At 69.3% G+C, this 22834-nt stretch carries 19 protein-coding genes; 12 read left to right on the forward strand and 7 right to left on the reverse strand.

Features of this window, described 5'->3' with window-relative positions; all coding sequences use genetic code 11:
- Nucleotides 1-171 precede the first annotated feature (171 nt).
- Complete coding sequence (locus tag ACIN94_RS01480; protein WP_400698030.1) at nucleotides 172-2532, forward strand: ExeM/NucH family extracellular endonuclease; 2361 nt, start codon at nucleotides 172-174, stop codon at nucleotides 2530-2532.
- Nucleotides 2533-2658: 126 nt separating this feature from the next.
- Here the strand turns inward: ACIN94_RS01480 and ACIN94_RS01485 are convergent, their stop codons facing one another.
- The 3 genes from ACIN94_RS01485 to ACIN94_RS01495 all read right to left on the reverse strand — a co-directional run bounded on the left by ACIN94_RS01485 (nucleotide 2659) and on the right by ACIN94_RS01495 (nucleotide 6340).
- A complete protein-coding gene (locus ACIN94_RS01485) occupies nucleotides 2659-4425 on the reverse strand; it encodes a S9 family peptidase (RefSeq protein WP_400698033.1) in 1767 nt (588 codons plus the stop codon).
- 175 nt (nucleotides 4426-4600) lie between these two features.
- Complete coding sequence (locus tag ACIN94_RS01490; protein WP_400698036.1) at nucleotides 4601-5431, reverse strand: putative RNA methyltransferase; 831 nt, start codon at nucleotides 5429-5431, stop codon at nucleotides 4601-4603.
- A gap of 51 nt (nucleotides 5432-5482) precedes the next feature.
- A complete protein-coding gene (locus tag ACIN94_RS01495; protein WP_400698039.1) occupies nucleotides 5483-6340 on the reverse strand; it encodes an alpha/beta fold hydrolase in 858 nt (285 codons plus the stop codon).
- 228 nt (nucleotides 6341-6568) lie between these two features.
- On the opposite strand from ACIN94_RS01495, the gene ACIN94_RS01500 reads away from it, so the two are divergent.
- Both ACIN94_RS01500 and ACIN94_RS01505 read left to right on the forward strand, forming a co-directional pair.
- Nucleotides 6569-6706, forward strand: a complete 138-nt coding sequence (locus tag ACIN94_RS01500; protein ID WP_400698042.1) for a hypothetical protein — start codon at nucleotides 6569-6571, stop codon at nucleotides 6704-6706.
- A 99-nt stretch (nucleotides 6707-6805) separates the two neighbouring features.
- Nucleotides 6806-7552, forward strand: a complete 747-nt coding sequence (locus ACIN94_RS01505; protein WP_400698045.1) for an MBL fold metallo-hydrolase — start codon at nucleotides 6806-6808, stop codon at nucleotides 7550-7552.
- 37 nt (nucleotides 7553-7589) lie between these two features.
- Here ACIN94_RS01505 and ACIN94_RS01510 read toward each other — a convergent pair whose 3' ends face one another.
- Complete coding sequence (locus ACIN94_RS01510; protein WP_400698048.1) at nucleotides 7590-8828, reverse strand: nitrate/nitrite transporter; 1239 nt, start codon at nucleotides 8826-8828, stop codon at nucleotides 7590-7592.
- A 75-nt stretch (nucleotides 8829-8903) separates the two neighbouring features.
- Nucleotides 8904-9455 carry a helix-turn-helix domain-containing protein gene (locus ACIN94_RS01515; RefSeq protein ID WP_400698051.1) on the reverse strand — a complete coding sequence of 184 codons (552 nt, stop codon included), beginning with the start codon at nucleotides 9453-9455 and terminating at the stop codon, nucleotides 8904-8906.
- Nucleotides 9456-9556: 101 nt separating this feature from the next.
- Between ACIN94_RS01515 and ACIN94_RS01520 the strand changes: the two genes are divergently transcribed.
- A complete protein-coding gene (locus ACIN94_RS01520; RefSeq protein WP_400698053.1) occupies nucleotides 9557-10762 on the forward strand; it encodes a benzoate/H(+) symporter BenE family transporter in 1206 nt (401 codons plus the stop codon).
- 119 nt (nucleotides 10763-10881) lie between these two features.
- Here ACIN94_RS01520 and ACIN94_RS01525 read toward each other — a convergent pair whose 3' ends face one another.
- The gene (locus ACIN94_RS01525; protein ID WP_400698055.1) at nucleotides 10882-11370 is read right to left on the reverse strand and encodes a hypothetical protein; all 489 of its coding nucleotides are present in this window, start codon (nucleotides 11368-11370) and stop codon (nucleotides 10882-10884) included.
- Nucleotides 11371-11641: 271 nt separating this feature from the next.
- Between ACIN94_RS01525 and ACIN94_RS01530 the strand changes: the two genes are divergently transcribed.
- Entirely contained in the window at nucleotides 11642-12610 is a 969-nt protein-coding gene (locus ACIN94_RS01530; protein WP_400698057.1) for a magnesium transporter CorA family protein, read from the forward strand.
- 402 nt (nucleotides 12611-13012) lie between these two features.
- Nucleotides 13013-13351 carry an HNH endonuclease family protein gene (locus tag ACIN94_RS01535; RefSeq protein ID WP_400699923.1) on the forward strand — a complete coding sequence of 113 codons (339 nt, stop codon included), beginning with the start codon at nucleotides 13013-13015 and terminating at the stop codon, nucleotides 13349-13351.
- Nucleotides 13352-13363: 12 nt separating this feature from the next.
- Here ACIN94_RS01535 and ACIN94_RS01540 read toward each other — a convergent pair whose 3' ends face one another.
- Complete coding sequence (locus ACIN94_RS01540) at nucleotides 13364-14215, reverse strand: DUF4429 domain-containing protein (protein ID WP_400698059.1); 852 nt, start codon at nucleotides 14213-14215, stop codon at nucleotides 13364-13366.
- A 139-nt stretch (nucleotides 14216-14354) separates the two neighbouring features.
- Here ACIN94_RS01540 and ACIN94_RS01545 point away from each other — a divergent pair, with 139 nt between their 5' ends.
- The 6 genes from ACIN94_RS01545 to ACIN94_RS01570 all read left to right on the forward strand — a co-directional run bounded on the left by ACIN94_RS01545 (nucleotide 14355) and on the right by ACIN94_RS01570 (nucleotide 22831).
- A complete protein-coding gene (locus tag ACIN94_RS01545; RefSeq protein ID WP_400698062.1) occupies nucleotides 14355-15575 on the forward strand; it encodes an MFS transporter in 1221 nt (406 codons plus the stop codon).
- Between the two features lie 337 nt (nucleotides 15576-15912).
- On the forward strand, nucleotides 15913-17796 hold the full coding sequence (locus ACIN94_RS01550) for an ABC transporter ATP-binding protein (protein ID WP_400698065.1): 1884 nt from the start codon (nucleotides 15913-15915) through the stop codon (nucleotides 17794-17796).
- A 279-nt stretch (nucleotides 17797-18075) separates the two neighbouring features.
- Nucleotides 18076-18165: a K(+)-transporting ATPase subunit F gene (gene kdpF / locus ACIN94_RS01555; RefSeq protein WP_400698069.1), complete on the forward strand. Its 90-nt coding sequence runs from the start codon at nucleotides 18076-18078 to the stop codon at nucleotides 18163-18165.
- Nucleotides 18165-19826 carry a potassium-transporting ATPase subunit KdpA gene (gene kdpA, locus ACIN94_RS01560; RefSeq protein ID WP_400698072.1) on the forward strand — a complete coding sequence of 554 codons (1662 nt, stop codon included), beginning with the start codon at nucleotides 18165-18167 and terminating at the stop codon, nucleotides 19824-19826. The genes kdpF and kdpA overlap by 1 nt, the downstream gene beginning before the upstream one ends.
- Nucleotides 19826-21958: a potassium-transporting ATPase subunit KdpB gene (gene kdpB, locus ACIN94_RS01565; protein WP_400698075.1), complete on the forward strand. Its 2133-nt coding sequence runs from the start codon at nucleotides 19826-19828 to the stop codon at nucleotides 21956-21958. Before kdpA ends, kdpB begins: the two co-directional genes overlap by 1 nt.
- On the forward strand, nucleotides 21959-22831 hold the full coding sequence (locus ACIN94_RS01570; RefSeq protein WP_400698077.1) for a potassium-transporting ATPase subunit C: 873 nt from the start codon (nucleotides 21959-21961) through the stop codon (nucleotides 22829-22831).
- Nucleotides 22832-22834 lie beyond the last annotated feature (3 nt).

Below are 22834 nucleotides of genomic sequence, written 5' to 3' on the forward strand. Positions count from 1 at the left end.
AGGCGGCTACGCCTCCCGTTCCCCGACAGGCAACGGTGGACCGTCCGCTACGGCATCTGACGCCAGATCACTGGTCTCGATATTGACAGAAAGTGTCAATATTTGAGATTTCATGACCGATCCACTCTTTAGACATGATATTGACCTATTTGCCCCTTTACCCTCCCATCCATGCGTCCAACACTCCGGGCACTTGCGATCCTTGTGACTACCGGCGTCACCGCCGGCTCGATCATCGCCCTCTCCTCAACCCCCGCCACCGCGGCGCCGGGGACCGTGGTAATCAGTCAGGTGTTCGGCGGAGGCGGAAACTCCGGCGCCCCCTTCACCAACGACTACGTCGAACTGTTCAACCGCAGTTCCGCCCCCGTCTCGGTGGACGGCTGGTCGGTGCAGTACACCAGCGCCACCGGAACCGGAAACTTCTCCGCCAACAAGACCAACCTGACCGGCACTCTGGCCCCCGGCCAGTACCACCTGGTCCAGCTCGCCGCGGGTACCACCGCCAGTGGCTCGCTGCCCGAGCCCGACAGCGTCGGTACCACCAACATGAGTGGCACCGCGGGTAAGGTGGCGCTGGTCCGCTCCGCCGACGGCCTGGCCTGCAACGGCTCCAGCGCCCCCTGCGCCGACGGGCAGCTCGCGCTCATCGCCGACCTGGTCGGGTACGGCGCGACGAACTTCTCCGAGGGCACCCCCGCGCCCGCCCTCACCAACACCACCGCCGCGGTCCGCAAGAACGGCGGCTGCGCCGACACCGACGACAACGGCGCCGACTTCGACGCCGCGGTCCCCGCCCCGCGCAACAGCGCCACTGCGCCGGCCCCGTGCGACGGTGGCGACCCGTCCCCGTCCCCGTCGCCCTCGGACACCCCCACCCCCACTCCCACTCCCACGCCGACCGACACGTGCGACACCCCGATCACGCACCGGATCGCGCAGGTGCAGGGGAGCGGCGACGTCAGCCCGGTCGCCGGGCAGGACGTCCGGGTCGAGGGCGTCGTCACCGGCACCTTCCAGGGAGCCGGCCAGTTCAACGGCTTCTACATCCAGGACCCCAAGCCCGACAACGACCCGGCGACCTCCGAGGGCCTGTTCGTGGTCTCCTCCTCGCCGGTCAAGGTCGGTGACCGGGTGCTCGTCTCCGGCAAGGCGATCGAGTTCAGCGGTCTCACCGAGATCTCGCCGGCCACCGTGGTCAACGTCTGCGGCACCGGCACCATCAAGCCGACCGAGGTGAAGCTGCCGCTCAAGAAGGGGGTCACCTTCGAGCGTTACGAGGGCATGCTCGTCAAGTTCAAGGGCGAGCTGGCCGCCTCGGAGATCTACAACCTCGGCCGGTACGGCGAGATCACCCTCGCGGAGGGCGGCCGGATGTGGCAGCCGACCGACCGCAAGGGCGTGAACACCGAAGAGGACGCGCGGCGGAAGATCCTGCTCGACGACGGTTCCAACGTGCAGAACATGCCGACCCTGCCCTACCACTCCAAGGGTTCGAACACTGTCCGGATCGGCGACGTGGCTAAGGACCTGACCGGGGTGCTCACCTACGGCTTCGGTGTCTACCGCGTCCAGCCGACCCAGTCGGTCGTCTTCGAGCCGGAGAACCCGCGTCCCGCCAAGCCCGCGAAGGTCGGCGGCAACATCCGGGTGGCGAGCCTCAACACGCTCAACTGGTTCACCACGCTCAAGTCCCGGGGCGCGACCACCGCCGTGGAGCGGGACCGTCAGCTCGCCAAGCTGGCCGCCAACATCCTGGGGCTCGACCCCGACGTGGCCGGGCTGATGGAGGTCGAGCGTAACTCCGACGTGGCGCTGAACACCCTGGTCGACGCGCTCAACGCCAAGGCCGGCGCGGGCACCTACAAGGCGATCACCCACCCCAACCCGGGCACCGACGCCATCCAGACCGCGCTGATCTACAAGCCGGCCAAGGTCACCCCGGTCGGCGCGGCGCAGTCCTCGTCCGACCCGATCTTCAACCGGCCTCCGATGGTCCAGACGTTCCGCAAGGCCAACGGGAAGGGCCAGACCTTCACCGTGCTGGTCAACCACTTCAAGTCCAAGGGCTGCACCGACGCCGATGGCGACGCCAGGGGCGCCGACGCCGACCAGGGTGACGGCCAGAGCTGCTACAACGCCAAGCGGGTCAAGCAGGCCGAGGCCCTGCTGGCTCTGGTCGACAGCCTCAAGCTGCAGAACACGCTCGTCCTCGGCGACATCAACGCCTACGGCGAGGAGGACCCGATCCACACCATGGAGAAGGCCGGACTGACCAGCCTGAGCAAGAAGTACGTCTCGACCAAGGACCGCTACAGCTACGTCTTCGACGGTCTCTCCGGTGAACTTGACCACGCCCTGGCCGACAAGAGCCTGAGCAAGCTGGTGACCGGTGCCACCATCTGGCACATCAACTCCGATGAGGGCCGGTTCATGGACTACAACACCGAGTTCAACCCGTCGTACCTGTACGCGCCGGACGCCTACCGCTCCTCCGACCACGACCCGCTGCTGGTCGGGCTGGATCTCTGAGAGAAGTGACCTTCCCGGCCCCGGCAGGGGGCCGGGAAGGTCACCAGGTACGGCATCCCCGTCATGATTCTCAGCTCGGTGGCGGTCTGGGCCCGCAGCCGCCCGCGTCACCTCACGACAGGCGTGTCAGACCTCTGTCCTGACGTACTTGCGTGCGAATTCGAGCTGGGCCGCCATCCGTGCGACGCGCTCGGAGACGACCAGCGAGCCGTGGCCCGCCTCGTACCGGTGGACCACGTGCTCGTGACCACGCTCGGCGAGCCGGGACACGTAGGCGTCGATCTGCCCGATCGGGCAGCGCGGGTCGTTCTCCCCGGCCAGGATCAGCACCGGGGCCTCGACCCGGTCGACGTAGGTGATCGGGGAACAGTTCGCGTACCGCTCCGGCTGCTCGGCGGGTGAGCCGCCGAGCAGTGCGCGGTGGTGGGCCCGCAACGCCTCGGTCTCCTCCTCATAGGCGGCCAGGTGGTCGGTGATGGGCGCCGTGGCGATACCCGCCGCCCACACCTTGGGCTGGATGCCCAGGCCGAGCAGCGTGAGGTAGCCGCCCCAGGAGGCACCGGACAGGACGAGCCGGTCGGGGTCGGCGACGCCGCGGCCGACCATGACCTCCCTGACGGCGGCCACGTCGGACAGTTCCATGTGCCCGACCTCACCGGTCAGGGCGTCCCGCCAGGCCGAGCCGTAGCCGGTCGAGCCACGGTAGTTGACCCGGACGACCGCGAAGCCGAGATCCACCCATGCGGCGACCTGGGGCACGAAGGAGTCGTTGTCCTGCGAGCCTGGGCCGCCGTGCAGCAGGAAGACCGTCGGGAACGGTCCCGAGCCGCGCTCGGGCCGTGACACCAGCGCGTGGATCCGCCCGCCGGGGCCCTCCACGTCGACGTCCTCGACCGGGACGGACGGCGGGGAGGTGGGGCCGCCGTGATTCAGCACCACGTGGCCGTTGCTCGACCGGATCACCGGGGGGTGGGCGCCGCTGGACCAGGAGTACTCCACGGAGCCGTCGGGGCGGGGCACGGCGGCGTCGATCACACCGTGCTGGGTCTCGATCGGGAAGAGCCTGCCGCCTGGCAGGTCGTAGCGGTACAGGTGGGTGCGGCCGCGGTTGGCCCGGACGACGAGCAGCGAGCGGCCGTCGTCGTACCAGTCCGCGGTGATCTCGCCGGGGTCGCGCAGCCAGATCTCCCGTTGCTCGTCGCTCTCGGGGTCCCAGACCAGCGGTTCGCGGCGGTCCCTGCGCTCGTGCAGGGTCAGCAGCCGGCGGTCGCCCAGGATGGGCGCGAAGTGCAGGCCGAGGACGCCTCTGCCGGGACCGTCACGCAGGTCGCCGACGGTGTCGCCGTTCTGCCGGACCACTCTCAGCGCGGGGTGCCGGGCGTCGCCGTGCTCGCTGTGGTTGATCGCGATCAGCGAGCCGTCCAGGGACATGGCGGCCACGGAGGCGGCCTCGGCGTGCTCGTAGATCATCTGTGCGGGCCGGCCGGGCCGTACGAGGTGGATCGTGAAACCTCCGCCGGGCCGGGCGACACCGATCGCGGCGTCACCCGTCGCGGACAGTGCGATGCCCGCCGGGTAGCCGGGTTCGAGGTCGACGGGCTCGTCGGGGCCGCCGGTGAAGGGCTGGCGCATCCAGCGGCCCCGCTCGTCACCATCGGTGTCGGAGAACCACCAGATCGACTGGCCGGTGGGGTCGATCGCGCCGTGCGCGGTGCCCTTGGGCCGGGTGGTCGCCTGGCGGGTGAGTCCCGTCGTCCGATCCCAGGTGTAGATTTCCCAGGCGCCGGAGGCGTTGCTTCGGTAGACGGCCCGGGCGGGAGCCCGGCGCGCCCACACGGGCAGCGTCACGCGCGGCGCTTGGAACCTGGCCTGCCAGCGCTCCTCCGCCTTCATATGGCGCTTCCCTCCGTCAAGGTATTCGCTTCAGGCGTCCAGGCGCGGGCTCGCCGATTGCCGTCCAGTATGTCGCTTCCACCCTCAATTTGCTTGAGTAATGTGTGTGAATTTCGGACTAAATACCACTTCAGTAACATGCGCCCCGAAGGTGGCTGTCAAGTACAGGGCTTGATCAGGGGAGGGGTTGAAATGTAGACATACGGAAAGAAGCGGTCACACAGTTTGTTTCTGGCAGCTTCATTATTTTTCTTCGCATAACTTCCCGTTCGGTGTGCCAGGCGCTCGGCCCCATCCCCACGACGGCCTCGATCGCCCCATGCCCCAGCGTCATCCCGAACTCGTGGACGCTCTGCCCGGTTTCGAGGAAATAGCCGCCCAGGCTCTCCGCCACCCGCCGCTCCTTCGAGTCGTCCACCGAGAGCAGTCCCAGCCGCTCCACCAGCGGTTCGAGATGCCGCGATGTGGGTGTGACCACGATAAGTACGCCGTCGTCCCCGAGCACCCGGGCGAACTCCGCCCCGTTGCGGGGTGCGAACACGTTCAGGACCACGTCCACCATGCCGTCCCCGATGGGCAACGGCCTCCACACGTCGGCCACCACCGCCCCGAGCCGGGGATGCGCCCGCGCGGCCCGCCTGATCGCGTGCTTGGACACGTCCAGCGCGATCCCGACGGCTTCCGGGAGCCGGTCGAGCGCCGCGGAGAGATAGTGCCCGGTCCCCGCGCCCGCGTCCGCGACCACCTTCGCGTCGGTACGGCAGGCACCGGCGACCGCCTCCGCGAGGGGACCGAAATACCCGGCCCCGAGAAACGCCTCCCTGGCCGCCACCATGGCGGTGCTGTCCGCCGTGCCGGGGGTCTGGGAGCCGGTCAGAAGACTGACGTATCCCTGTTTGGCGATGTCGAAGGCGTGGCCCTGCGGGCACCGGAGAACCCGGTCGCCCAGGCTGAACCCGTCACCGCAGACCGGACAGATGAGAAAGTCGACGACGTCAGCCAGCATCCCCCCATCATCCCGCTTTCCGGCCATGGCCGAACTACGGGTAGCCGGGAGTCACATGGCACTCGCATCGAGGTCGGACGGGGTGCCGAGTGCCGTGAGGATCGCCCGTGAGACCCCGGCGGGGTCCTCCAGCCAGGGGAAGTGGCCGCAGCCGGGCAGCCATTCGAGCGTGGCTCCAGGCAGCCAGCTCGCCCACACGGCCGGAGCCGCCAGTCCCACGCTCACATCGCGGTCCCCGGCCAGGACGGTCACCGGGGCGGTGATCGCGCTCAGGGAGGCCGGGTCGAACGGGGACGCACCGAAGCCCGCCGCCGCTTCGGGGACGGAGTCGCAGTCGTCCGGGCGGAAGGCGTGAGCCTGAGCGGCGGCGTCCCAGCGGCCGTAGAACACCGGGGTGAACTGCCTGAGCAGAGAGGGAAACTCGTCATCGGACGCGGTGGGGGCCTTCTCCAGGGCGGCGAGGGCGCCGTCGAGCCAGGGCTCGCCGTCGAAGAGCTCGCGGGCGAGGGCGGCACGGTCGGGCTCCCCGTCCTGGGGAGGGATCGGGCGGCGGGTCGGGGTGAGCAGGACCAGGCGTCGCACCCGTCCGGGACGGCGGGCGGCGTGGAGGACCGCGGGGAGCGCCCCTGCCGAGTGGCCCAGCAGGTCGAAGTCGTCGACGCCCAGGTGAAGGCGGAGCGCCTCCAGGTCCTCGGCCAGGGCGGCGAAGTCGTAGTCCTCGGCCGGATCCGAACCGCCGACACCGCGCGGGTCGAGCAGGAGCAGGGTGCGGTGCCGGTCCAGGCCGCCGAGGGTGTCCAGGTACGACGCCGGGCGGGCGGGGCCACCGGGCTGGCAGACGAGCAGCGGGCCCTCGCCGCGCAGTTCGTAATGGAGGGAGGTTCCCGCAGCCGAGAAAAATTGTGTCATTCGATCAAATTAATAGGGAGATAACGGGATCTGCCATGGATTAAACGACCGACGGGATCTGCGGGAAAGCGAGGGACCCGAGAGAGGACACAGAGATCACGCGGTCTGCTGGACCTGCTGGAGGAAGGCGGCGTTGGAGGGAGTCTCCCGGAGCCTGTCGGTGAGGAGCTCCAGAGCCTGCTGCTTCTCCAGTCCGCCCAGGGTACGGCGGAGCCGCCAGGAGAGTTGGTGCTCATGCGGGTCGAGGAGGATCTCCTCGCGCCGGGTGCCGGAGGCGTCGAGATCGACGGCCGGGTAGACGCGGTGCGGCCGGGCGTCCGGGTGGACACGGGGTGGCCGTACGTCTGGGAGGGCGCGGCAGAATAAAAGAGAAAACGGGGCGGATCACCGCACGCGGCTCAGCCAGCAGTGCGTCACGCCCACAATCACAGTAGCACCGTCAATCCGCGCCGAACAGGAGATCGGATGCCACACCAGTCCATAACAGTCGCGGGTGTCGAGGTGTTCCCGCTGTGTGACGCGGTAGGGCCGATGGGTGACTCGATCCGGCGCCCGATGCCGGAGATGTTCCCTGGGGGCTGTCACGGTGAGTCCGACGAGTGGGTCCTGCACTTCCACTGCTATCTGCTCCGTGACGCGGTGGGCAGGACCGTGCTGGTGGACACCGGGATCGGTCCGGAGAGCTCGCCCGCGGCGAGCTGGGCGCCGGTCCCCGGGGCGCTCGGTGCCGAGCTCGCGCGGGTGGGGGTGGCCCCCGAGGAGGTGGACGTGGTGGTCATCACGCACCTGCACAGCGACCACGCGGGTGGCGCGGTGATCGACGGCGTGCCCGTCTTCGCCAACGCCAGGCACGTTCTCCAGCGGGCCGAGATCGACACGGCCGCCGAGGGGGTCCTCGGCCATGTCGTCCGGCCGCTGGGCGACCGCGTGCAGGTGGTGGACGGTCAGGCGGACGTGCTCCCCGGCGTCCGGGTGTTCCACACGCCCGGGCACACCCCGGGCCACCAGGTCGTCCAGGTGGGCGATCTGGTGTTGACCGGCGACGTGGTGCTGCACCCGGTGCAGTTGGCCGACCCGAAGGTCCCCTATCTCTACGACGCCGACCCCGAACTCGCCGCCGCGACGAGGGTGGAGCTGCTGGAGCGGGTCAGGGCCGGCCAGGGGATGATCGCCACCGCTCACTTCGCGGAGCCTTTCACGGAGATCCGCTGACCGAGCCGGCGGAGGGCCCTCCCCGGACGCCGGTTTGCTAGGCGTCGGGCTGGGAGGTCTGGGCCGCTTGGACGGACAGGAGCAGGCGCCGCGCCTTGCCCCGGTAGCGGAAGACCTGGACCGCGCCGAGCGCCCAGATGGGGTACTGCACGGCGAAGGCCCAGCGGAACGCGTCCGGGCCGGTCTCTCCGACCAGGTCGAGGGTGACGCCGACCAGGGCGATCACCGACATGGACGCGACGAAGCCGCCCCCGTTCACGATGCCGGTGGCCGTGCCGATCCGGGCGGCCGGGTTGAAGGTCCTGGCGTAGTCGAAGCCGATCATCGATGCCGGGCCGTTGGCCGCGAGCACCACCACCAGCAGGACGAGCAGCCAGAGCGGCGCCCGGCCGGGCCAGGCCAGCACGGCGGTCCACGCCGCGACAGTGGTGCCGATCACGATGAGCACCATCCGGGAGCGGTGGAACGGAAACCGCCCGGCGAGGTAGCCGAGTAGTGGTCCGCAGGCCATGCCGCACAGGGTCAGCGTGGACAGCAGCACGCCCGCCGCCGAAGGGGACAGTCCCTGTCCCTGGACCAGGAACGGGTAGCCCCATAGCAGCAGGAACGCGGCGGCCGAGCACTGGGTGGCGGCGTGGGTCCACATGCCCAGACGGGTGCCGGGTTCGGCCCAGGCGGCCTTCAGGCCGGGAGGTTCGCCCGTCCGCTCCGGGCGCGAGTCGCGCAACACCGTGACCAGAAGGAACGCCGACAGCGCGCCCAGGCCGGCGGCGCCCAGGAAGGTGGGCGTCCAGCCGTAGGCACGCAGGGAGTTGATCAGGGGTACCGCCGAGGCGATCGCACCCAGCTGTCCGAGCAGGCCGGTGAGCTGGACCATCACCGGATTGCGGTGGGCTGGAAAGTGGAGGTTGACCATCCGGATCACGCTGATGAAGGTCATCGCGTCGCCGCAGCCGATCAGCGCCCGGGCCGCGATTCCGGACAGCGGTCCCCCGGAGAGCGCGAAGACGAGCTGGCCGCAGGCCATCACGGTGGCTCCGGCGATGAGCATGCGCTTGGAGCCGAGCCGGTCGACGAGCACTCCGACGGGCACCTGCATGGCCGCGTAGACCAGCAGCTGCAGCATGGCCAGGGTGGAGAGTCCGGTCATGCCCACGCCGAGCCGGGCGGCGGCCTCGATACTGGAGACGCCGAGGGTCTGGCGGTGGAAGACCGCGACGATGTAGGCGAATACACCGATGGCCCAGAACAACACTGCCGTGGACCGTGGTGTCATGAGCTAGATATTACTTTTGTGGTTTTTTGAGATGCGATGAGGGTGTCTACGAGGTCCGGGATCCCCTGTCCGCTCTCAGCGGCGTGGGTAGCGGATGAGCAGGCTGGCCTGGACGTCTTGGTCGCCGACCGCGGAGTAGGTGTGCGGGACGTCCGAGTGCCAGGTGAGGTGCTCACCGGGGCCGGCCATGAGGGGCGCGTCCCGCGGGCCGGCGATCAGCGTTCCGGCGAAGACCGTGATGTGCTCGGTGACGCCCTTGTGATGGGCGGGGGAGACCTGGGTGGAGCCCGCCGGGACCACCAGCCGGTAGAGCTCGTAGGTGACGGCCTCGTCCTCGAAGACCTGGAGCAGAACGCCCTGGACGGCGGTGCCCCGGATGACGGGGTCGGTGCCCAGGACCAGCGCCAGGGGCACGCCGAGCTGGGCGGTGACCGCCCAGAGCGTCTCCAGGGTGGGATTGCGGGTGCCGTTCTCCAGTCCCGAGAGCGTGGCTTTGCCGATGCCCGCGCGCCGGGCGAGTTCGGAGAGCGAGATGTTCCGCTCCTCCCGTAACCTACGGATCCGCTGACCTACATCCGATGTGCCGGTCTCCTGGGCGGGACGAGGACTTTGTGCGCCGGACTCCATGAGGCTATGGTGCATCATGGCGATCGTTCCGTTTGCGGAACGCCTCAGGCGTGCCGCACCGGCGATCCGGTGGGACGGGCCCGAAGAGAAGGATGACAGGGATGACGCGCCTTCTTCAGCCCATGCTGGCGGGAGTGGTGACCGCGCTGGTCGGCTTCGCCAGCTCCTTCGCGGTGGTGCTGGCCGGGCTCCGGGCGGTCGGTGCCGACCAGAGGCAGGCGGCGTCCGGCCTGCTCGCGCTCTGCGTGGCCAATGGTGTGGTGGCGATCTGGCTGGGCCTGCGGCAGCGCGTGCCGATCACCGTCGCCTGGTCGACGCCAGGGGCGGCGCTGCTGGTCACGACGGGCGCCGTCGAGGGTGGCTTCCCGGCCGCGGTCGGCGCGTTCGTGGTCTCCGGGCTGCTCATCACGGCCGCGGGGCTCTTCCCCCCGCTGGGGCGCTGGATCGCGGCCATCCCCACCCCGATCGCCGGCGCCATGCTCGCCGGGGTCCTGCTCAACCTCTGTGTCGCGCCGGTCCGGGCACTCGGCGAGGTGCCGCTGATGGCCGGCCCCGTCGTGCTCGTCTGGGCACTATTGAGCCGTTTCGCCCGTAAATGGGCGATTCCGGGAGCCCTGCTGGTCGCCGTCGTGGCCATCGCCCTGACCGGGCCCGGCCTCGGGGCGGTGGACGTACGCCCGGTGGCCGAACTGACCGTCCCGTCCTGGAGCGCCACGGCCATGATCAGCATTGCGCTCCCGCTGTTCCTGGTCACCATGGCCTCGCAGAACGTGCCGGGCATGGCGGTCCTCGCCGGGTACGGCTACCGCCCCCCGCTGCGCGGCATCCTCGTCGGCACCGGCCTGGCCAGCACCCTCGGAGCACCCCTGGGCGGGCACGCGGTGAACCTGGCGGCCATCACCGCGGCACTGGCCGCCGGTCCGGACGCCGACCCCGATCCGGGCCGCCGCTGGATCGCCTCGGTCACCGCCGGAGGTTCGATGATCATCCTCGGTGTCGGATCCGGCCTGGCCACCGCGCTGGTCCTGCTCTCCCCGCCGGTGCTCATCGAGGCCGTCGCGGGTCTCGCGCTGATCGGCGCGCTCGCCTCGGCGATCGCCGCCGCCGTGGCCGAGCCGGAGGGCAGGGAGGCGGCGGTGGTCACGTTCGTGGTCACCGCGTCGGGGCTGACGCTGCTCGGGGTGGGCGCGGCGTTCTGGGGGCTGGTGGCGGGCGGCCTCATGATGCTCCTGCAGCGCAGGAGGGTTCCACGGACCTCCCCCGAACGGGAACAGGAGGCCCGGCCGGAGGAGCTCAGCCGGTCATGAGCGCCCGGCTGCCCGGGCCGGGCCCCTGCCGCCGGTCTCAGCGGACGGCCGCCTTTTCCCGGAAAGCCACCGCCGGTACGGCATGCGTGCCGTACCGGCGGAGAAGGCGGAGAGAGGTGCTACCGGCCGTTTCCCGGGCGCCCGTGGCGACCGGCGACGAGCTGGTCGGTGCTGTGCTGACGGGGAACCTCGACTCGGGGGTCGGGCGCCGTCGTCTCGTCACGGTCGTCGACGACGTCGCGGTCCCGGTCGACCACAGGAACGGCGGCGGCAGCCGGAGCCACCGGGGTCTCCATCAGCTTCCGCTCCAGCTCCCGCTTCTCCTCCTCCAGGCGGGTGACGCGGTCACGCGCCTCCATCCGGGAGGAACGGAGCCTGCGCCGCTGCGTGGCGGAGCGGCGCATCCCGCTGAACATGACCGTCAGACCGAGTAGGAAAAGCGCCCCGGTGGCGGCACCGGCGAAGAAGAACTCCAGCTGGGAGAGATGGATCGTCTGGTCGAAGACGGTGAACGACGCGGGAGTGGCGACTGTGGCGGCCTCATCCCAGGAGACCGCGACCACGGCCGCGCCCGCGAGTACGATCAAGAGGAGTCCCAGCACTATCATGTGACCTCATCTCGGGCAGCGTCTGTTGTGGTAACCGCTGCTGCCCCGGAGCGGCGGGATTATTCACCCGGCACGCACGGTTGCCGAAAAAGCGTTCGATCACCGCGGCGTCGTCGGCCGTTTCCGATGGCAGGGCATGACGCCAACGGGTTTCCACCACAAGGTGATTTCGGTGGACGACGTCCTGCAAAGAGCTCCGTTGCCTCTCTCCGCCGGCTCGACAGATCTGCTCTGCCCGTGAACGCGCGATTCTGTGGCTAATGTTGATGGAATGGAGCGCACCCGCCTTTATCGCAACGGTGTCATGGAGGCGGAGGGCTTTCCCGTCGACGACGTCTCCGATCACGTTGGAGACCCGTCCGCTGTGGTGTGGTTCGATCTCTGCTCGCCCTCGCAGGCGGACCTGGCGAAGATCAGCGAAGAGCTCAGCCTGCACCGGCTGGCCGTCGAGGACGCGCTCCACAGCCAACAGCGTCCCAAACTCGACACCTACGACAGCCACCTGTTCCTCAGCGTCTACGGCGCCAAGCTGGTGGACAGACGTCTCGAGCTCACCGGGATATCCGTTTTCATCACCAAGAACGCTCTGGTCACCGTCAGGGAGAATCCCCACTTCGACATCGACGAGGTGATCAGGCGCTGGGACGCCAACAGCGAGATGGCCAAGTACGGCGTGCCTTATCTGCTGCACGGCCTTCTCGACTACGTGGTGGACGGGCATTTCGAGGTGCTGCAGGACCTGGACGACCAGGTCGAGGCGCTGGAGGACGAGCTTTTCGAGGAGAACTCCGGCGACCGGGTCTCCATCCAGCGTCAGACCTTCGAGATGCGCAAGAAGCTGGTGCGGTTCCGGCGTCTGGCGGTGCCGGTGCGCGAGGTCGTGGGCAGTCTGCTCCGCAGGAGCGTGGAGATGCTGGATCCGGCGCTGGACCCCTACTACCAGGACGTCTATGACCACACGCTCCGGGTCGCCGAGTGGACCGACTCCCTGCGCGAGCTGGTGGGCAATGTCCACGAGGCCCATATCAACCAGCAGGGATTCAAACTCAACGACATCATGAAGAAGATCACGAGCTGGGCCGCCATCATCGCGGTGCCCACGCTGATCACCGGCTTCTACGGTCAGAACGTGCCGTATCCCGGCCTCGACCACCCGTTCGGTTTCTGGACCTCCACCACCGCCATCATCGTGGCCTCGTCCGTCCTCTACCTGATCTTCAAGAAGCGAGGCTGGCTGTAGAGGTCGCCGGCGGGGACCTCCGGAGTGATCCGGCCGTGTCGATCGGAGATGCCGGGCGCGGACCCCTGGCTTTAGCCATGGGGTAAGCCCGGCGCGGGAAGGCGCTCTAGCGCCTGAGCATGCCTTGACCGGAACCGGCTGCGGCAGCGCACCACGCGCTGGTACAGTCAGTCGTGGTCGAACACGTGAGCGATAACCAAGCTTGCAACTTTGGCCATTACTCACCGCCGGGAGGGCGGAGCCCGCGTCACCCAGAACGGGATCGTGGGCTGGGGCGTGGAAACCCGCGTAAACGGGGCCGGAAGGTGAACCGCCAAGCAACAGCGTCGCGACCATGCGCAGAGCCGCACGGTTGGGACGGCTGGAATCCCCGGCTTTAGCCGTGGGGAGCGCTTCAAGAGACTGCGCGATCCCTACACCGGCAGGACGATCCAGTGGAGCAGGCAGCGAGCGGACGAGGTCCAGGTCGACCACGTGGTCCCGCTCTCCTACGAATGGCGGATGGGCGCCTCCCGCTGGCCGATGGCCAAGCGGATGCGGATCGCCAACGACCCGCTCAACCTGATCCCCGTGTACGGCAAGGCCAACGAGGCCAAGGGCGGCTCGGGCCCGGCCTCCTGGCTCCCGCCGGTGCGCCGGGTGCGCTGTGCCTACGTCGTGCGCTTCGCGCAGGTCGCCGTGAAATACGACCTGCCGGTCACCCGGGCCGACAAGGCCACGATGCTGGCCCAGTGCCGTTAGGCCGTGCCCGTTCTACAGCCGCCGGAGCAGCGCCTGCTTGGCGACGGTGAACTCCTCCTCGGTGAGCACACCGTCACGGTGCAGCTCACCCAGCTCGCGCAGGCGGCGCAGGAGCGCGTCGGGATCGTCGCCCCTTCCGGAGGGCACGGACGCCTCCGGCGCGGGGGCTTCGAGGACGGCCGGCTGGTCTGAGCGCTGCGAGGGGTGCGGCAGCCGGACGAGCAGGGCGGCGACGAACAGCGCCGCCGTCCGGGTCTCCTTGTCCAGGCCCCACAGGAGCAGGCAGTGCGGGTCGCTCTTGGGGGCCAGCATGTGCACTGAGCCCCTGAGGCGGAACCTGAGGTGCCCGTTCTCCAGGCCGGCGGACGGGATCCACTCCACGCCGGCCAGGTCCTTCAGCGGGAACCGCTGGGGACCGGCTGACTTCTTGGCTCCCTCGACCGCCCAGTTCCACTCGATGTGGACCGACTCGCCGTCGAACGTCGCGGTGCCGTCACCTCCCGACACCGTCAGCGGCAGCCCGGGGCCGGGCAGCAGGTAGCGGTCGCTGGGGCCGTCGGGCACCTGCTCGACCACCAGGGTGTCGCGTACCTTGTCCACGAAGTACTCGGCGACACCCGCGCGGTCGGCGTCGACGGTCAGCTGGTAGGGGTCGGCCGCCTCGGAGATCCGTCCACGTGCCGCCTGGGTGAACGGGTCAGCGCCCTCCCGGAGCCGCAGCCGCAGCCGCCCGCCTTTCTTGCCGGGTTCGTAGGCGATGCCGGCCACCGCCGCCAGCGGGACCGCCACCTCGCCCAGGAGCTGCCGCAGCTTGTTCACACCCCGATCGCCGCCGGCGCGGGTCCGCCACCCGTTCTGGCCCAATCAATCCGACGGCTTTTGGACCTGATGGAGGAGACGGCCCGCTTTCTAGGATGTGATCACACCGCTCGGCGGCTGAGGAGAGGGACGCGGTGATCGGCGTCCGCATCACCCGGCTCGTCGGTGATGACCAGGGAGCGCCATGTTCAGCAGGATCATTCCCCCCTCCGGGCCGCCGCGGGTTCTCGCCCTGGCACAGTTGACCAACGCGTTCGGCGACGGCGCGTACTACGTGTGCTCGGCGCTGTACTTCACCCGGATCGTGGGGCTCTCGCCGACCCAGGTCGGTGCCGGCCTGACCCTCGGCTGGGCTCTCGGATCCGTGTCGGGGGTCCCGCTCGGGCACCTCGCCGACCGCTGGGGGGTCCGGGGTACGGCGGCGCTGCTGGCCGTCGCGACCGGCACGGCGGTCGGCTCGTTCATGTTCGTCAGGTCCTTCGCCCTGTTCATCCTGGCCGCCTGCCTCTACGCCTGCTGCCAGTGCGGCCTCGGGGCCGCCCGGCAGGCGCTGCTGGCCGGGCTGGTGGACAAGGCGGAGCGGACCAGGGTACGGGCCTACCTGCAGGCGACGGTGAACGCGGGGCTGGCGGTCGGCGCGGCTCTCGGCGGTCTGGCCCTGTACTTCGACACCCGGCAGGCGTATCTGGCGGTCTTCACGATGGACGCCCTGTGCTTCCTGGTCTCCGCCCTGGTGCTGTTCCGGCTCCCCGCCGTGCCGCCCTCACCACCGGCCCCCGCCGGTGAGCCGGCGCTGGTGGTGCTCCGGGACGGGCCGTACGCGCTGATCTCCTTCCTCAACATGATCATGCTGCTGCACATGCCTCTCCTCAGCCTGGTGATCCCCCTGTGGATCGTGACGCGGACCCAGGCCCCGAGCTGGACGGTCTCGGCGCTGCTGGTGCTCAACACGCTGAGCGTGGTGGCCTTCCAGGTGAGGGTGGCCCGTCGGGTGACCGGCCTGGACTCCGCCTCCCGGTCCGTACGGCAGGCCGGCCTGGTGATGCTCGCGTCGTGTGCGGTCTTCGCGCTGTCGGCGGCCGGATCCTCGGCATGGACCGCCGGAGCCGTCTTGCTCGTGGCCGCGGGTCTGCAGGTGCTCGCCGAGATGATGCAGGCCTCTGGTGCCTGGGCGATCGGGTTCGACCTGGCCCCGCCGGACAGGCAGGGCCAGTATCAGGGGTTCTTCGGCGCGGGCACGGCGGTCGCGAGGATGCTCGGCCCCCTGCTGCTCACCACGTTGATCATCACCTGGGGGCCGCCCGGCTGGCTCCTGCTGGGTGGTCTGTTCCTGCTGGCCGGTTCCGCGATGCGGCCGGCCGTACGCTGGGCGGAACGGACCCGGTCGGCGGTCATGGCCACCTGATCCGCTGGTCCGTCCGCTCCTACGGGATCGCACCGGGCACCTACCGCCGGGCCTCACTCTGAACGACGGGCGGCGGGAGCGGGCTTGACCTCAAGTTAAGTCTAGGTTTTAGGGTCCTTCTGTGTCGCCGACCGGGAACGCGGGCGATGCCGTGGCCTCACGGAGGGATCTGCCAGGGCGGAGCGAGACGCGATCCCGGGCGACCGCTGTGATCGCTACGACCACGCGGCCGGAGCCGCCGCCCGGCGGGGGCGGCCGCGGCACCGGCCGCGGAGGATTCTGTCGGTGCCCCGTGCGATCGTCGGAAACCTCTTCCCCCGAACCTGGAGACAGTGCGATGGACATGGAAGTGACCGCGTGGACGTCGCTCTACCACGCGATGAACGCGCAGGAGGAGCGGCGGCCGTTCTCCATGGCCGCGTTGCGGCGCATCGGCGGGTTCGCGCGGCCGCATCGCCGGCTGCTGACGTTCTACCTGCTGCTCAGCGTCGTGACGGCGGCACTGGCGGTCGCGACCCCCGTGCTCGCGGGCCGGGTCGTCGACGCGATCGTCAACGGTGCCGCGGTGGACGTCGTCGTCGTGCTCGCGGTGCTCATCGCCGTCATCGCGGTGGTGGAGGCAGGGCTCGGGCTGATGACGCGGTGGCTGTCGGCGAGCCTCGGTGAGGGTCTGATCCTCGACCTGCGCACCGCGGTCTTCGACCACGTGCAGCGCATGCCCATCGCCTTCTTCACCCGCACTCGCACCGGCGCGCTGGTCAGCAGGCTGAACAACGACGTCATCGGCGCGCAGCGGGCCTTCAGCGACACCTTCTCCGGCGTCGTCGGCAACCTCGTGACGCTCGTGCTCACGCTCGCCGTGATGATCGGGACCTCCTGGCAGATCACTCTGCTCGCGCTGGTGCTGCTGCCGGTGTTCGTCCTGCCCGCGCGGCGGATGGGCAGCCGGCTGGCGCGGCTCGAACGCGAGGCGGCCAACCACAACGCGGCCATGAGCACGCAGATGACGGAGCGCTTCTCCGCGCCCGGGGCGACGCTGGTGAAACTCTTCGGCCGGCCTGCCGACGAGTCGGCCGAGTTCGTCACGCGGGCCCGGCGGGTGCGCGACATCGGGGTGCGCACGGCGATGGTGCAGTCGGTGTTCGTCACCGCGCTGATGCTGGTCTCGGCGCTGGCCCTCGCCCTCGTCTACGGCCTCGGCGGGTTCTACGCGCTGCGGGGGCAGCTGGAGCCGGGCGCCGTGGTCGCGATGGCGCTGCTGCTCACCCGCCTCTACGCGCCGCTGACCGCGCTGGCCAGCGCGCGGGTCGAAGTGATGAGCGCGCTGGTGAGCTTCGAGAGGGTCTTCGAGGTGCTGGACCTCAAGCCCCTGATCGTCGAGAGGCCGGACGCCCGGCGGGTGCCCGACGGGCCGGTGTCGGTGGAGTTCGACGGGGTGCGCTTCGGCTACCCGTCGGCGGACAAGGTGTCGCTCGCGTCGCTGGAGGAGGTGGCGACCCTCGACACGCGCGGTGGGGTCGAGGTGCTGCACGGGGTGTCGTTCCGCGCAGAGCCGGGACAGATGGTGGCGCTGGTCGGATCCTCGGGTGCCGGGAAGTCGACGATCGCGCAGCTGGTCCCGAGACTCTATGACGCCGAGGAAGGCACCGTGCGCCTGTCCGGTGTGGACGTCCGGGAGCTGTCGGCTGAGTCGATCCGCGAGACGCTCGGGATGGTGACCCAGGATGGGCACCTGTTCCACGAGTCGATCCGCGCGAACCTGCTACTGGCCCGGCCGGAGGCGGCGGAGGACGAGCTGTGGGAGGTGCTGCGCCGTGCCCGGCTCGCCGACCTCATCGAGGCGCTGCCCGACGGGCTGGACACCGTCGTCGGTGAGCGCGGATACCGGCTCTCCGGTGGTGAACGCCAGCGGTTGACGATCGCGCGGCTGCTGCTGGCGCGTCCGAGGGTGGTGATCCTCGACGAGGCCACCGCGCACCTGGACTCCACCTCGGAGGCGGCGGTGCAGGAGGCGCTGGGCGAGGCGCTGGCCGGGCGGACCTCGGTGGTGATCGCGCACCGGCTCTCCACCGTCCGGGCCGCGGATCTCATCCTGGTGATCGAGGGCGGGCGGATCGTGGAGCGCGGCACGCACACCGACCTCCTCGCCGCGGGTGGCCGTTACGAGGAGCTGTACCGGACCCAGTTCGACCAGCCGTCTGTCAGGGAGGCGGTCCACTGACCGGGGTGCCGCACCGTGGCCGCCCGTCCGCTGTGATACGGCTCTCTCCACTCCCGCGTAGTGATGGCGTCAAAGCTTGGTGTTCGGGCGTATGGAACCCGTCAAGAAGCTCCTTATAGCCCAAAAATCGCGATTTGCTCTGGGTACGTGCCACCCATCTGGGGGAGGCAGGAGCATTTCCGGATTTTGAGGAGTGGGGATGGGCGACATCATCTTCGTCGTCCTGACGATCGCGATCTTCGTGATCTTCGGGTTCGTCGTGAAGGCGGTGGAGCGCCTGTGAGCGTTGTCAACGCCACCGGTCTCGTGGTGGCCGTCGGCCTGGTGATCTTCATGGTCGTGGCCCTGCTCTTCCCGGAGCGTTTCTGATGGGCTCCACCCTTGCCGGGATCCTGTTCATCGGATCCCTCGTCGTCGTGCTGGTCCTGATGCACCGGCCGTTCGGCGACTACATGTACCGCGTCTACACCGGCACTCGGCACAACCCCGTCGAGCGGGTGATCTACCGCCTGCTCGGCGTCCAGCCCGGCGCCGAGCAGAGGTGGAGTGTCTACGCCCGCAGCGTGCTGGCCTTCTCGCTGGTCTCGATCCTGTTCCTGTACGGCCTGCAGCGCCTGCAGGACAGGCTGTTCCTCTCGCTGGGGATGGCCCCGGTCACCGACCACGTCGCGTGGAACACCGCAGTCAGCTTTGCGACCAACACCAACTGGCAGGCCTACTCGGGCGAGTCCACCATGGGCTACCTGGTGCAGATGTCCGGTCTGGCCGTGCAGAACTTCGTCTCGGCCTCGGTCGGCATGGCCGTGGCGATCACGCTGATGCGTGGGTTCGCCAGGAACAGGACCGACAGCCTCGGTAACTTCTGGGTGGACCTGGTCCGCGGCACGATCCGCATCCTGCTGCCGATCGCCTCCGTCGGCGCGATCGTGCTGGTGGCCGGGGGGCTGATCCAGAACTTTGCCGACCCGCACACGGTGGCGACCCTGACCGGCGGCCAACAGGCGATCACCGGTGGCCCGGTGGCCAGCCAGGAGGCCATCAAGGTGCTCGGCACCAACGGCGGCGGCTTCTACAACGTCAACTCCGCCCACCCGTTCGAGAACGCCACGGCGTGGACGGACTGGTTCGAGATCCTCCTGATCCTGCTCATCCCGTTCGCGCTGCCGCGCACCTTCGGCAGGATGGTCGGCCAGGTCAGGCAGGGCTATGCGATCGCCGCGGTGATGGCCACCCTCGCCTTCGCGAGCCTCGTGCTGATCAACGTCTTCGAGCTGTCGGGCAACGCCACCGTCCCGCAGGCCGTCGGCGCCGCGATGGAGGGCAAGGAGGTCAGGTTCGGCGTGGCGAACTCCGCCACCTTCGCCGCCGCGGCCACGCTCACGAGCACCGGCGCGGTCAACTCCTCCCACGACTCCTACACTCCGCTCGGCGGCATGATGACCATGGTCAACATGATGCTGGGCGAGGTCGCGCCGGGTGGAGTGGGCTCGGGCCTGTACGGTCTGCTCGTGCTGGCGGTGATCACCGTCTTCGTGGCCGGGCTCATGGTCGGCCGCACCCCGGAGTATCTGGGCAAGAAGATCGGCGCCCGTGAGATGAAGCTCGCGTCGATGTACTTCCTGGTCACGCCCGCGCTGGTGCTGGTCGGCACCGCTCTCGCCATGGGGTCGGCGGAGCAGCGGGCGAGCATGCTCAACGGCGGCCCGCACGGCCTGTCGGAGGTGCTGTACGCCTTCACCAGCGCTGCCAACAACAACGGCTCCGCCTTCGCCGGCATCACCGCCAACACGCCCTGGTACGACACCGCGCTCGGCCTGTGCATGTTGCTCGGACGGTTCCTGCCGATCATCTTCGTGCTCGCCCTGGCGGGCTCGCTGGCCAGGCAGGCCCCGATCCCGGCCTCGGTGGGCACGCTGCCCACGCACCGGCCGCAGTTCGTCGGCATGGTCGTCGGCGTGACGGTCATCCTCGTCGCCCTGACCTTCCTCCCCGCCCTGGCGCTCGGGCCGCTCGCAGAAGGAATCCACTGATGCCCATCCCCGTGATCGGAGCGCCGGGCCGTACCCCGGTGCCGAGGAACAAGGTCGGTGGTGGCCTGCTCGATCCCAAGCAGCTCATCACGTCGCTGCCCGCCGCCCTGATCAAGCTCAACCCCGCACATATGTGGCGCAACCCGATCATGCTGATCGTCGAGATCGGCGCGGTGTTCTCCACTGTGCTCGCGCTCGTCGAGCCGTCGTTCTTCGCCTGGGCGATCGTCGCGTGGCTCTGGCTCACGGTGATCTTCGCCAACCTCGCCGAGGCCGTGGCCGAGGGCCGGGGTAAGGCACAGGCCGCCTCCCTGCGCGCCGCCAAGCACGACACCACCGCCCGCAGACTCGTGAAACGGGACGATCTGGACCACTGGGACACCATCGGCGCGCCCGAACTCAAGCAGGGCGACTTCGTGATCGTCGAGGCCGGGGAGATCATCCCCGGCGACGGCGACGTGGTCGAGGGCATCGCCAGCGTCGACGAGTCGGCCATCACCGGTGAGTCCGCACCGGTGATCCGCGAGTCCGGCGGTGACCGTTCGGCGGTCACCGGCGGCACCAAGGTGCTCTCCGACCGGATCATCGTCCAGATCACCCAGAGACCGGGCGAGAGCTTCATCGACCGGATGATCGCCCTGGTCGAGGGCGCCAACCGGCAGAAGACGCCCAACGAGATCGCCCTCACCATTCTGCTGGCCGCGCTGACGATCATCTTCCTGACCGCCACCGTCACCATGCAGCCGCTGGCGATCTACTCCAAGGCTGATAATCCTGGCATTCCCGACTCTGTTGCCCTGAACGGCAACGGCGTCACCGGCATCGTGCTGGTCTCGCTGCTGGTCTGCCTCATCCCGACCACGATCGGCGCGCTGCTGAGCGCGATCGGCATCGCGGGCATGGACCGCCTGATCCAGCGCAACGTCCTGGCCATGAGCGGGCGCGCGGTCGAGGCCGCCGGTGACGTCAGCACGCTGCTGCTGGACAAGACCGGCACCATCACCCTGGGCAACCGGCAGGCCTCGGAGTTCGTCCCGGCGCCGGGCGTCTCCGCCGACGAGCTCGCCACGGCCGCCCAGCTGGCCAGTCTCGCCGACGAGACCCCGGAGGGGCGCTCGATCGTGGTCTATGCCAAGCAGGCGTACGGGCTGCGGGAGCGGCAGCCGGGCGAGCTGGCCCACGCCGAGTGGGTCCAGTTCACCGCCCAGACCCGGATGTCGGGCGTCAACGTCGACGGCTGCCACGTCCGCAAGGGCGCCGCGACCGCGGTCATGAAGTGGGTCCGCGACCATGGCGGGCACCCGACCGACGAGGTCGGAGCCATCGTGGACGCCATCTCCGGCTCCGGCGGCACCCCGCTGGTCGTGGGCGAGGCCGTCGACGGCAGAGCACGCGTGTTGGGCGTCATCCACCTCAAGGACGTCGTCAAGCAGGGCATGCGCGAGCGGTTCGACGAGATGCGCCGGATGGGCATCCGCACCGTCATGATCACCGGTGACAACCCGCTGACCGCCAAGGCCATCGCCGACGAGGCCGGGGTCGACGACTTCCTCGCTGAGGCCACCCCCGAGGACAAGCTCGCCCTGATCAAGAGCGAGCAGAAGGGAGGGCGGCTGGTCGCTATGACCGGTGACGGTACGAACGACGCGCCCGCGCTCGCCCAGGCCGATGTCGGCGTGGCGATGAACACCGGCACGTCGGCGGCCAAAGAGGCCGGCAACATGGTCGACCTCGACTCCAACCCCACCAAGCTCATCGAGATCGTCGAGATCGGCAAGCAGTTGCTCATCACGCGCGGAGCGCTGACGACCTTCTCGATCGCCAACGACATCGCCAAGTACTTCGCGATTATTCCGGCGATGTTCACCGCGGTCTACCCGGGGCTGGACGTGCTGAACATCATGCGCCTGACCAGCCCGCAGTCGGCAGTCCTGTCCGCGGTGATCTTCAATGCCCTGGTCATCGTGGCGCTGATCCCGCTGGCGCTGCGCGGTGTCCGTTACCGCCCCTCCAGCGCCTCGAAGCTACTCAGCCGCAACCTCTACCTCTACGGCCTGGGTGGCGTCATCGTCCCGTTCATCGGCATCAAGATCATCGATCTTCTCGTTCAGTTCCTTCCGGGGATGGCATAAATGGAACGCCTGCCCAGCTGGTTCCGCCAGCACCTCGCAGCGCTACGGGCGCTGCTCGTCTTCACCCTGCTCCTCGGCGGGGCCTACCCGCTGCTGGTCACCGGGATCGCCCAGACCGTCTTCAAGGGCAAGGCCAACGGCTCGATCGTCCAGCAGGACGGCAGGGACGTCGGCAGCGGGCTCGTCGGCCAGAACTTCACCGACGCCGGCGGCAGGGCGGTGGGCAGATATTTCCAGAGCCGTCCATCGGAGGCCGGTGCCGGCTACGACATGCTCTCCACTTCGGCCGGCAACCTGGGCCCGGAGAACATCGTGGACGTTCTGGCCGTCCCGGGCGCCAAGGACCACAAGGGCAATCCCGACAAGGGCAGACAGAGCCTGCTCACCCAGGTCTGCGCCCGCAGCAAGGCCGTCGGCGAGCTGGAGGGCGTCAGCGGGGCCCGGCCGTACTGCACTCCGGACGGTGTGGGCGCCGTGCTGAAGGTCTTCCCCGCTGTCGGCGCGGTCACCCGCGTGGTCAGCGTCAACCAGGCCTGCCCCGCCGCGCCGTTCATCGCCGACTACCAGGGCGTGAAAGTGGAGTGCGGCAGGCCCGGCGAGGACTATTCGGCAGGCCGTACCGTCCCGGTCCGCGGCTCGCAGAGAGCGGTGGTGCCCGCCGACGCGGTCACCGCCAGCGGCTCCGGCCTCGACCCGGACATCTCACCCGCCTACGCTGAGTTGCAGGCCCCCCGCGTGGCCAGAGAACGAGGCCTGCCTGTGGTGAAGGTCATGCAGCTCATCAAGGAGAACACCACCGGCCGCCCTCTCGGCTTCATGGGGGAGCCGGGTGTGAACGTCCTGCGGCTCAACCTGGCGCTCGACAGGGGGTGATCG

Origin of the sequence: Streptosporangium sp. NPDC087985, from assembly GCF_044741965.1 — a bacterium.
GTDB lineage: Bacteria > Actinomycetota > Actinomycetes > Streptosporangiales > Streptosporangiaceae > Streptosporangium.